Source organism: Pseudoalteromonas sp. OF5H-5, assembly GCF_021530695.1.
Classification (GTDB): domain Bacteria; phylum Pseudomonadota; class Gammaproteobacteria; order Enterobacterales; family Alteromonadaceae; genus Pseudoalteromonas.
The window spans coordinates 18,576-30,051 of sequence record NZ_JAKGBF010000009.1 but is presented as its reverse complement, the minus strand read 5'-3'; the positions used below and the strand labels follow the sequence as shown (position 1 = coordinate 30,051).

7 protein-coding genes are annotated in these 11,476 nt (G+C 44.4%); 5 read left to right on the top strand and 2 right to left on the bottom strand.

Translation table 11 applies throughout. The features are described from left to right. The first annotated feature begins 61 nt into the window (after positions 1-61). The 4 genes from L1271_RS14160 (at position 62) to L1271_RS14145 (ending at position 7,716) form a co-directional block, all read left to right on the top strand. Positions 62-2,230, top strand: a complete 2,169-nt coding sequence (locus L1271_RS14160; protein ID WP_235368099.1) for a DUF6359 domain-containing protein — start codon at positions 62-64, stop codon at positions 2,228-2,230. 277 nt (positions 2,231-2,507) lie between these two features. Next, positions 2,508-3,548 (top strand): efflux RND transporter periplasmic adaptor subunit, encoded by a 1,041-nt coding sequence (locus L1271_RS14155; protein ID WP_235368098.1) that lies wholly within the window; start codon positions 2,508-2,510, stop codon positions 3,546-3,548. Positions 3,549-3,557: 9 nt separating this feature from the next. Next, positions 3,558-6,674, top strand: a complete 3,117-nt coding sequence (locus L1271_RS14150; RefSeq protein WP_235368097.1) for an efflux RND transporter permease subunit — start codon at positions 3,558-3,560, stop codon at positions 6,672-6,674. A gap of 160 nt (positions 6,675-6,834) precedes the next feature. Further along, positions 6,835-7,716 carry a patatin-like phospholipase family protein gene (locus L1271_RS14145; RefSeq protein ID WP_235368096.1) on the top strand — a complete coding sequence of 294 codons (882 nt, stop codon included), beginning with the start codon at positions 6,835-6,837 and terminating at the stop codon, positions 7,714-7,716. A 288-nt stretch (positions 7,717-8,004) separates the two neighbouring features. On the opposite strand, the gene L1271_RS14140 is transcribed toward L1271_RS14145, so the two are convergent. Together L1271_RS14140 and L1271_RS14135 are read right to left on the bottom strand one after the other, a co-directional pair. Beyond that, the gene (locus tag L1271_RS14140; RefSeq protein WP_010604803.1) at positions 8,005-8,835 is read right to left on the bottom strand and encodes a CvfB family protein; all 831 of its coding nucleotides are present in this window, start codon (positions 8,833-8,835) and stop codon (positions 8,005-8,007) included. Positions 8,836-8,837: 2 nt separating this feature from the next. Beyond that, a complete protein-coding gene (locus tag L1271_RS14135) occupies positions 8,838-10,169 on the bottom strand; it encodes a DEAD/DEAH box helicase (RefSeq protein WP_095729391.1) in 1,332 nt (443 codons plus the stop codon). A gap of 208 nt (positions 10,170-10,377) precedes the next feature. Between L1271_RS14135 and trhO the strand changes: the two genes are divergently transcribed. Beyond that, positions 10,378-11,361, top strand: a complete 984-nt coding sequence (gene trhO, locus L1271_RS14130; protein WP_095729392.1) for an oxygen-dependent tRNA uridine(34) hydroxylase TrhO — start codon at positions 10,378-10,380, stop codon at positions 11,359-11,361. Positions 11,362-11,476: the final 115 nt, after the last annotated feature.

Sequence of the window (11,476 nt, the reverse complement as noted above, 5' to 3'; positions counted from 1 at the left end):
CCGCCATATTTTGGCGGCTTTTTTATCGCTTCTTTTTATAATTTTCAACGGGATTTGACGAATGAAACAAGTAAACTTCAAGCTTAGCAGCGTAGTTTTGGCTGCGGCTATATCCACATCTGTGTTTGCAGCACAGCCGTATGACTGGAATAACCATATTCCAGTTAAAACACCAACCACAAACAGCAATGGTAAGACAGTATTATTTGATGTGTCACACGGCGGCGTGGAGGGAAATGCCGATTGGGTTATTGACGGTGCGTTTTCAGACTTTGCGGATGCATTGGTTAATGAAGGATATACCGTAAAAGAATATCGCGGTGTTGATTTAAACAATGACGGCAAGATTAGATTCTTTGACGACCGTACCTCTCAAAGCAATCAAAATGAAGCGGTTATCAGCTACGATGCGATTAAAGATGCAGATGTCTTTGTATTGGCAGAAACTAACCGTCCTTTCACTCAATCAGAGCAAGCAGCGTTATTGCAGTTTGTAGCGGATGGAAAAGGGATATTTTTTATCGCAGATCATTATGACGCGGATCGTAATCTAAATACGTGGGATGCCACTGAAGTCTTTAACGGCTACAACCGCTCAGATCTGGCCAAGTATAATCTAGGTGGTGAGTACGGTGACTGGCGTAATCCAAAATCAGCAGACATGGGATGGCTTGCAGAAAATTTTGGGATCCGCTTTCGCTTTAATGCCGCTGACTACAAGCAAGGCGTAAGTGGTATTGAGTCTGCGAGCAAAACAGAAGGGATCACACTCGGAGTTACTCCTGTATTGATGGCCGCGGGCGCGACGCTTGCGATTGTAGATGAACAAAAAGCGAAGGGCTTGGTTTATTTTTCACCTTCAGATACACCAGCTAAGTGGCGTCATGCTAAAGATGATGGGCTTTACTTTGGTGGTAGAAATGAAGGCCCGTATGTTGCTATCTCAAAAGCCGGATTAGGTAAAGCTGCGTTTATTGGTGATTCTTCTCCAATTGAAGACGCTACACCTAAATACAAGCGTCAGGATAATGGCAATAGTAAAAAGACGTACCCCGGCTGGACGGACAGAGGTAATGCAGCTGTACTTTCGGTCAACATCATCAATTGGCTAGCAACGCCCGAGTCGTATCAGTACTTTGATGGTACTAACGGTCATGCAAGCGGCGAAGTAACACCTGTGCCAATGGCGCTGCAAGAAATGTCTGATCCAAACAATGGTCAGCCATGGGGGACGCCTGCATCGGGTTTTGATGCGTGGAATACAGATAGCTATAAAAATGACTCTTTCAATGCGCCTTATGGTTCAGGGCAAACCAATCCAGATCCTAATCCCGATCCAGAGCCAACTCCTGATGGCACGATTTCTGTAGCACAGGCACTTGCTGCTTCAGCTGGGTCTAAATTTGCAGTGTTAGGTAAAGTGACAGCCGAAGTAAACGGTATCTATGGCCTATTACTCACAGATACTGCCAACGCATCGCTAAGTATCAACGTAAAGCTTGAATCTGCTCAGCGCAGTGACTTTAACCCGCAACTCAATCCAGAGATCCTTGGTCAATCAATCATAGTGACTGGTACTCGAGACAGTTATATGGGTGAGGCTGGTATTCGTTATGTAAGCGATATTCAGATTGCACCAGTGGCATTGTCGGTTGAGCAGGCGCTTGCAACCGCCGAGGGCAATGAAATTGAGCTTGTTGGGCGTGTTAAATCTGCACTTAATGATATCTATGCTTTAGTACTTGAGGACAGCCAAAATTCAACTCATACGATAAATGTTAAACTTGAAAGTCACCAGCGTGCTGCATTTAGTCCGCAGCTTAATCCATCCATTCTTGATTCTACTTTAGTTATCAAAGGTGTTCGCTCATCGTACATGAGTGCACCGGGGATACGAGAAGTCAGTGAAATACAAACCGTTGGTACAACGACAGAGCCATCTAGTGATATGAGTGTTGCTGACGTATTAGCGCTAAATAATGGCTCAGCAGTGGTAGTCAGTGGCAAAATCACAGCTGCTGTAAACGATATCTATGCGCTTGAATTAAGCGACCCAACAGTTGTTGGCAACAAGCTATATATTAAGTTGGAAGCAGCTCAGCGTGATGCATTTAGTCCCAAGCTTAACCCGAGTTTGATTGGTAAATCACTGAGAGTTGAAGGGATTAAAAATGACTATATGAGTCATCCCGGTGTTCGCAATGTTACTTCACTTGTATTGTTAAATTAAATCATTGTAATTGACCCTCCTTAAAGTAGGCATAGCGACGTTTATGTCTACTTTATTCTAAGCGTTATTCCTGTATATTCTTTGTTCATTCATTATTTCACAAACTACACTTTTGAGGTCATTCATCCAGTTTGGATGGTAATGATTTTTATTTGTGTTAGTGTGTCGCGTTATAGTGACATACACTCGCCAGCTGCAATGCTTAGTCGAGATCAGTAGGTGCTATTGCCAAGTGCTTACGAAAAGGAATAGTGCTTTTAACTTTGGAACAAACTACATGAAATGCGTTTGCTTAATATTCTCTCTTTTATCCTTTAACCTTTATGCTGCAGCGGTCAACGTTGTGGTCACTGATGTAAAGCAACAACAGCTTGAACGAACACTGTCTTTAACGGGCTCAATTAGTGCAGCACAACACGCACAAGTGTCAAGTTTAACCGATGGTGTAATCACTAAGATCTCAGCTGAAGCCGGAGATATTGTTGAAGAAAATGCTGTACTGCTGAGTCTCGATGCCGCTTTAGTAAAAGCTGAGCTGAAAAGCGTAGAAGCAGCACTTGAGCGCGCCAAGGTCGATCGCAATAATGCGATAAGATTGGTAAAAGAAGCACAGTCTCTGTCGCAGCAAAAATTATTTGCGCAAACTGAGCTTGCTGACAGAGAGGCTAAGTTACAAGCATCAGAAGCCACTCTTTTAGAAGCACAAGCTAAGATAGCTTATCAGCGAGAGCTCGTTAACCGCCATCAATTAAAAGCGCCTTTTACGGGGGTGATAGCAAGGCGCACGGTTAATTTAGGTGAGTGGGTGACGCGTGGACAAACGGTGTTTGAGCTAGTAAGTAGTGATATTTTGTGGCTCGATTTGCAAGTACCACAAGAGTACTTTCAGCTTATTAATCTCGGCCGTGTCGTAAATTTTAGTGTTGCAAGCACACCAAGCGTGCAGCATCAAGCTCATGTATTAGCAAAACTTCCTGTCGTTGACAAAACCAGTCGCTCGTTTCTATTAAGATTGGCAATCCCAAAAGATGCGCAGTTGCGTGTCGGCGCATCGGCTACGGCAAAACTGCCGCTAATTCGAGCACAAGACCACAGCGTGATTATTCCTAGCGATGCGATTTTGCGTCATCCCGACGGTGGGTTCAGTGTCTTTGTGGCCGTTGACGGTCAAGCAAAGCGGTTAAACGTTCAAATTGGTGAGCGAATTCATGGTCATATTGAAGTTCTATCTGGCTTAGAGATAGGGCAACAAGTGGTGGTTGAAGGCAATGAGTTATTGCAAGAAGGCCAGGCATTAAACATTGTACCTGGTTTATAGGAGCGGGTGATGTTAAGAGCCAGTGTAAATCACGCCATTTTAGTTGCTGTCACGGTATTGATCTGTTCGATATTGGGTATTGTTGCGGCGTTTAAAATTCCGGTGCAAATGATCCCAGATCTTGAAGTAAGAACCATCACTGTGGTGACCAATTGGCCCGGTGCCACGCCACAGGATGTTGAAAAAGAAATACTTATAGAGCAAGAAAGGTATCTTCGCTCACTTGCGAATCTAACTCGCATGTCCAGTTATGCAAATACCGGTGAGGCAGAGATAGAGCTTGAGTTTCCATTTGGTGTCGACGTCAACGAAGCGCTCATAAACGTGAGTAATGCGTTATCTCAAGTGCCAAATTATCCTGAAAACGTTGACCAGCCGGTGTTATACAGCAGCGCGTTTTCGAGCAATGCCTTTATGTTTTTTAATCTAAAGCCACAACCGGGAAATCCACTCAATCTTGATATCGATATGCTTCGTGATTATGCCGAAGACTTTATTCGTCCAGAAATGGAAAGAGTCAGTGGGGTATCTCAGGTTGGTGTGCGCGGTGGTGCACTCTATCAAGTACAAATTTTGGTAGATCAAGAACAATTGGCGAGCCGTGGAATTAGCTTAGTTGACGTTAGAAATGCAATACGCAGCCGTAACCAAGATGCCTCAGCGGGCGATATAGATAGTGGTAAACGTCGTTATTTACTGCGTATGGTCGGCCGCTTTGAGTCAGCTAAAGCGCTAGAAGAGCTGGTAGTCAGTCACCGTGCGGGCACCACAATTAAGCTTAAAGACATCGCTCAGGTAAAGCTTGATCATTATGAAGTGCGCGATATTGCCTATAACAATGGCGAGCGAGCTTTAATGCTCTCGGTGAGACGAGAAAGCGGCTCTAACGTGATGGCGATTAAAGAAGAAATGATGGAGGTAGTGGCTCGCATCAACCGTGACATGCTTGCAAGCAATGGACTACAACTGACGCTATTGAGCGATGATGTTCGTTACGTTAAAGGAGCTGTTGAAAATGTTTGGACTAATTTAGCGCTAGGTGCGGTGCTTGCGACTCTGGTGATGTTTTGGTTTTTAAAGAGCCCACGCTCGACCTTTATTGGTGTGATGGGCGTTCCAATTTGTACCATCGCGGCATTTTTGGGTCTGTTGCTATTTGACAGAACGATCAACGTTATCTCCCTAGCCGGTGTCGCGTTTGCCATTGGCATGACGGTTGATAACACCATTGTTGTACTTGAAAACATAGAGCAAGCAAGACGCCGAGGTCTCGACAAACTTCAAGCAGCTATTACCGGTGTTCAAGAGGTATGGCCTGCGGTGCTCGCTTCAACCCTGACCACAGTGTTGGTATTCGCCCCCATTTTGTTTATTCAGCAAGAAGCCGGACAGCTTTATTCCGATGTTGCAATTGCGATTTCTGGAGCAATCATCGCTTCTATGTTGGTAGCCTTGTTTGTGGTGCCTGCGGCAAATGCAAATTTTGCCTGTAAGGAGATCTCCAGTGGCATGTTGTCTACGCCTAAACTGCCAACGTTTATTCCGGCGATGTTATCAAGTTCACGTGCTCGCATAGTGTGTATTGTATTCGGTAGTGTGTTGTTACTCGGTGGTGCGTGGTTATTTATGCCTAAAGCCGAATATTTGCCAGAGGGAGAGGAGCCAAAAGCGTTCTCTATGATGATAGCGCCTCCGGGCTATAACCTCAGCCATATGCGAAAAATTGGTGATGAACTACTTCCTTATTTAAATAAGCATTTGGAAAACGATGACAGCGATTTTGTATCGGGTAACACGTCGTTGCCACCTTTAAAGTATTATTCGATGTCTGTTGGTGTTGGTAGCATTTGGCTATTGAGTGAACCATACAACCGTGAATACATCGATGAAATGATGGAGGCAATCACGACCAAGTTTAGAAGCTACCCAGGAATGCGTGCATTTTCTTCACGAGGCTCGATTATCTCAAGTAATGATGGCGGTTCAAGAGCGGTCGCTTTAGATATTAGCGGTACAGATCAAACGGCGCTCTACCGGGCGGCAGATGCAGTGTACCGGTTAGCGGGGGAGGTCTTTGATAATCCACAAGTGGATTCTGCACCATCTTCTCTGACACTCGACCAACCGTTAATAGAGATTCAACCAAGATGGCAACGGCTGGCTGAAGTGGGTATGAGTGCTGACGAACTCGGCTATACGGTCGCAGCCCTGAGTGACGGCGCTTATGTTGATGAGTTGATTTTAGACGATGACAAAGTCGACGTCTTTTTATTTTCTGAGTCGGGTAATCAGCAAAGTCTTTCGCAATTAGCGCAATCTCCAGTTGTAACCAAAGCTGGACTGATCCCGTTGAGCGCTTTGGCCGATCTACGAGAAAAAGCAGACAGTGATAGTTTGCGCCGAGTTGATGGTCGTAGAACCGTGACTGTATATATTATTCCTCCAAGAAATGTTGCCCTAGAGGAAGCGCAGGAATTAGTAAGAACGGAATTACTACCGCAGCTTCAGATGCAGGGCGATCTGCTTCCTAGTGTCAATGTGAGTATAGGTGGTGCTGCCGATCAACTAGACAAAACCAAAGAAGCGCTGGGCAGTAATTTTATCGTTGCATTAGCGCTGTGTTACTTATTACTTGTCGCTATCTTCAAGCATTGGGGCTACCCGCTATTTATCATGGCAACAGTGCCGCTTGGCATGGCAGGGGGCTTACTTGGACTAATTGCTATTAATGGCATTGGTAGCATAACAGGCACTTTCCACCAGCCTTTTGACATGATCACCATGCTTGGCTTTTTAATCTTGTTAGGGACCGTGGTTAATAACCCTATTCTGATTGTGGATCAAAGCCGCAGAAACCTTGAGAGTACCGCGATGAGTGTTTACGAGGCGGTGATCTCAGCACTACAAACGCGATTAAAACCGATTGTGATGTCAACGATGACAACCCTATGCGGTCTTGCGCCATTAGTGTTCATTCCAGGAGAAGGATCTGAACTTTATCGAGGCGTTGGCATGATAGTGCTTTGTGGTATTGCTATGGCAACTATCGTCACACTCACCATTTTACCCGCGCTATTAGTCAGCTTTTTAAAACGACCAGTAGAAAGCTCAGTAAGCAAATTTTAACCACATATTAATCACGCTGTGGATATTATGAATGCCTTGCTTGAACAACGCTGTTCTGCAGGGCATTTTTATTGCTAAGTGGTATGAAAGCTTGAATTTCGGGTTTTTGCCCACAGTAAAATAAGATGCGTACAGGTTTATATAATAAAAAGAGCACAACATGACAACTAACATACGCTCTGCAATTATCGCTGAGGGTGGAGGTCAAAAAGGCATTTTTACAGCGGGCGTGCTTGATGCTTTTCTTGAGAAAAAATTTACGCCTTTTGATTTAAAAGTGGGTGTCTCAGCGGGTGCACAAAACCTCGCAGCCTATTGTGCTCGCGCAAGTCAATATGCGCAAACTGCTATCGAATCTCTGACGACGGAGCAGCAGTTTTTCCGTCCCGCGCGATTTTTTACCGGTGGTAATGTCATTGACTTGGATTGGTATTTTCAACAAGTAGAGCACTGCGGCAAAGTACGGTTTCCAACTGAGCCTAACCACCTCACGCCGGAAAGTAACTTTTATGCGGTTGCAAGTCACTTAGACTCGCTTGAGCCACATTATTTGCATACGTGGCACGATAACATGTTTACCCATTTAAAGGCTTCTAGTGCGATCCCTTTTTTATATCGTCCAGGCGTTAAAGTTGCGGGTCACGGAATGATGGATGGCGGCGTGGCCGATCCTTTACCCGTGCGCTGGGCACACAGTCAAGGGGCAAAGACGATTTGGGTGATCAGAACCATTGAGGCACATGACGATGGCAAAATGCCAGTGCTTGAGCGCTTAAAGCCAATCATGCGGCGCGTTAATCAATCTCCTCGAATGTTTGAAATGTATCATCACTATCAAAGTCGCTATGCCGATGCGGTGAACTTTATGAATTCACCACCAGAAGATGTTAACATCATTCAAATAGCGCCCAATAGACCACTGGAATCTATGATTTTAGGCTCAAGCCCTGAGACCTTAAAGTCTGATTATAAATTGGGGTTTGAGCTGGGATTAAAAGCGGTAGATAAATGGCGTGATATGCTTGAAGTCAGTGTAATGTAACAAGCAAGTCTCAGGTTGAGACTTGCTAAGTAACCTGAGCTGCGGATAATTAATGCCTTTCTAGCAGCCAGTTTTAGCGCTAACCGCGTTGAATTCACTTCCAATAGCCAGCTATTGGTGCGTAAATTCTCCTTGCCTACAGGATGTAGGTACCTTAGCGAGAGCAGGACGCGGAAGCGGTGTTTTCCCTAAAACTCTCTGGCTAGAAAAGGAAAAACTAAGTTGTTCTTTAGAAACAATGAGTTGGAACATTCCTTATCCAAACCTCAGGTTAAGTATTATGTGCGTTTAAGACTTGCGAATTGAAATAGAATTCGCTTCGATATCAATTCGGCCATCTTTGAATAAACCACCGATGGCTTTTTTAAAGTTAGCTTTAGAGGTAGAGAAAGTACGCTTGATGGCGTCAGGATCTGATTTATCGCCTAGCGGTAAATAGCCGCCGCTTTCTTCGAGTTTGCTATAAATGATTTCCGCAAGGTCTTTAACCTTACCTATACCTGGCTTTTCTAACACGATATCAATCTTATCTTCGTCATGAACCGCTTTTACAAAGCCCTTCATGCGCTGACCAATATACATGCGCTTAAACACATCATTGAAAAAGACCAATCCAAAGTGTTTTTCATTGACGATCACTTTATAGCCAAGATCGGTTTTTGCCGCGACGATTAGGTCTACTTCTTCGAATTTTTCGTACTCGGCTTTTGATTTACTCAAAAATTTACCCAGCGCACTAGACGCACAAATACGCTTACTCGCGTTGTCTAGGTAAAGCCTAACCAAATAGCTATAGCCGTCGCGCATTTTCGGTTTTTGTTCATTGAAAGGCGCTAACACGTCTTTTTCAATACCCAAATCCATAAAAGCACCAACCTTATTGATCTCTTTTACGCGAAGCAGAGCAAACTCACCGACTTGTGCAAGTGGCTTTTTGGTTGTTGCCGTTGCGTGTCCCAAGTTATCTAAATAGATAAATACTTCAACAGAGTCACCTTCTTCGGTGTGCTTTGGCACTTCTGCTCGAGGAAGAAACACATCGCCAAGCTCACCACCGTTTAAATAAGCCCCTTCAGCGGTAAGCTCTTCAATGGTTAACATTTTGATTTGACCTAACATGATTATTCCTCGTCAGTTTGTGGTTTTGGTTTACGACGCATCGGCATAGTACCGTCAATATCAATCGGTGGCGGGACCACTTTTCTCGGTTGTGACTTTTTCACCGGCTTTTTCTTAGGTTTATTCGTTTGCTTTGGCGCAGACTCTGCAGGGCGATTTTTACTCTGCTGCGGTTTTTGCTTAAGTCCTTTGAATTTACCAACAAGACCGGGGACTTCTTCAAAACGTAGTGGCTCATCAAGATAGTTTTTGATTGCCACATAGCTATCCCAATCTTTAGGACCAACAAATGAAATCGCAGTGCCTTTAAACCCGGCACGTCCTGTACGACCGATACGGTGGACATATTCTTCTGCCTGCTTAGGCAAGTCAAAATTCATAACATGGGTAACAGAGAGCAAATCGAGACCACGAGAGGCAACGTCTGTGGTAACCAGCACTTTATAAATCCCACGGCTGAAGCTTTCCATAATGTCTAACCGCTTATTTTGCGGCATATCGCCCGACAACGATACCGCTTTAATCGACATCTCATTTAACAGTTTGCTTAATCGGTCTGTGTCGCCACGAGTTGCGGTAAAGATAATGCACTGTCCTACGTCATCTTGTGTGATGAAGTGCTTAAGCAGCGCTTCTTTATGATCTAAATGATCGGCAAAGTAGAGCGCTTGCTTAATGTCTTCATGCTGCTGGTGGGCATTGCTCAACATAATGCGCTTTGGCGATTTAAGTAATTGACGTGACGATGCTTCAACTTGAGTATGGTCTAGTGTGGCTGAAAATAACAGCGTTTGTCTTTGGCGGTGATCCGCAGAATCATTAATGACGTCCAACTGTTTTTCAAAGCCAAGGTCAAACATACGATCTGCTTCATCAAAAATAAGCAGTTCAAGACCGCCTAAAAATAATGAACGATTTTCAACGTGATCGGCAATACGACCAGGAGTACCCACCACAAAATGCGGGTCGCGGCGTAGCGCTTTTACCTGATCATTGTAGTTTTCACCACCCAAAATCTTACAGACTTGAATATTAGTGCCAGCACACAGTGCACGACACTCAGAGAATACTTGAGTCGCGAGTTCACGAGTTGGAGCTACGATAACAACGCGAGGATCGCGTTTACTCAGCGCTTTTTGTTTCATTACACGCTGTACAGCAGGCAGCAAGAAGGCTAGGGTTTTGCCAGAGCCTGTTTTAGACTGCGCAAAAACATCGTGGCCAGCTAGAGCCGTTGGGATGGCATGCGCTTGGATCTCGGTCGGTTCCGTGATCCCTTGGTGAGCCAGTTGTTGTTCTAGGCGCGTATCTATCCCAAGTTCAGTGAATCTCAAGTCAATTTCTCCAAGTCTTGAATTTTAAAAACACGAGATTATACCAAAGCATAGACGCTATCGGATATAGAATTTGTGTTTTTTGCATTTTAATCAAAAATCCGTAAAATACGCGCCTCAGCGCCGGGTTTGCGACTCGGTTTTCGTGCTTTACACATTGTCATGCTTAATGTGTAAGCTAATCAAAGCTTAAATCTAGGAAAATACAATGTCAGAACAATACGTTGTTTGTGCTATGTACAAGTTTGTCTCTTTACCTAACTATCAAGAGATAAGACAGCCACTTCACGATGTGATGGAAGCGAATGAAGTTCGCGGTACGTTATTACTTGCCGAAGAAGGTATCAATGGTACCGTTGCCGGTAAACGTGAAGGCATTGACGCGCTACTTGCATGGTTAGACAAACAACCGGGCCTTGATAACATCGTTTATAAAGAGTCGTTCGATGAAACTTGCCCTTTCTACCGCACTAAAGTAAAGCTTAAGAAAGAAATCGTGACCATGGGTGTACAAGGTATAGACCCAAAAGAAGTGGTTGGTACGTACGTAAAACCACAAGATTGGAATGCATTGATTTCAGACCCTGACGTTGTACTCGTTGATACGCGTAACGACTATGAAATCGAGATCGGTACGTTCAAAAATGCCATCGATCCTAAAACCAAGACTTTCCGTGAATTCCCTGAGTGGGCGCAAAATAACTTAAACCCAGAAAAACACAAAAAAGTGGCGATGTTCTGTACTGGCGGGATCCGCTGTGAAAAATCGACAGCGTATATGAAAGAGCAAGGCTTCGAAGAGGTTTATCACTTGGAAGGCGGCATTCTAAAATACTTAGAAGACGTGCCAAAAGAAGAAACCATGTGGGAAGGCGAGTGTTTTGTGTTTGATAACCGTGTTGCTGTCGATCATGATTTAAACAAAGGGTCTTATGATCAATGTCATGCTTGTCGTATGCCAATCACGGAAGCAGAGAAACAACTCGAAGAATATATGGAAGGGGTGTCTTGTCACCACTGCCACAAAGACTTAACAGAAGAGCAAGTTGCACGATTTGCTGAGCGCCAAAAGCAAATTGAACTGGCGAAGCTACGCGGCGAAGGTCATATCGGTCATGAAGCACAGGATGCTATTCGTAAGCGTAAAGAAGAAAAGCTAGCGCAAAAAGAAGCGCAACGTCAAAAGCGCTAAAGGTGCATTGTATTAAGAATACATAACAAGGGGACCGGATGGTCCCTTTTCTCAGCTAAACTTTCATTGCAAGCTATTTGCGCAAGCGCCATTCGCTCTGCAAACTTTTCATATT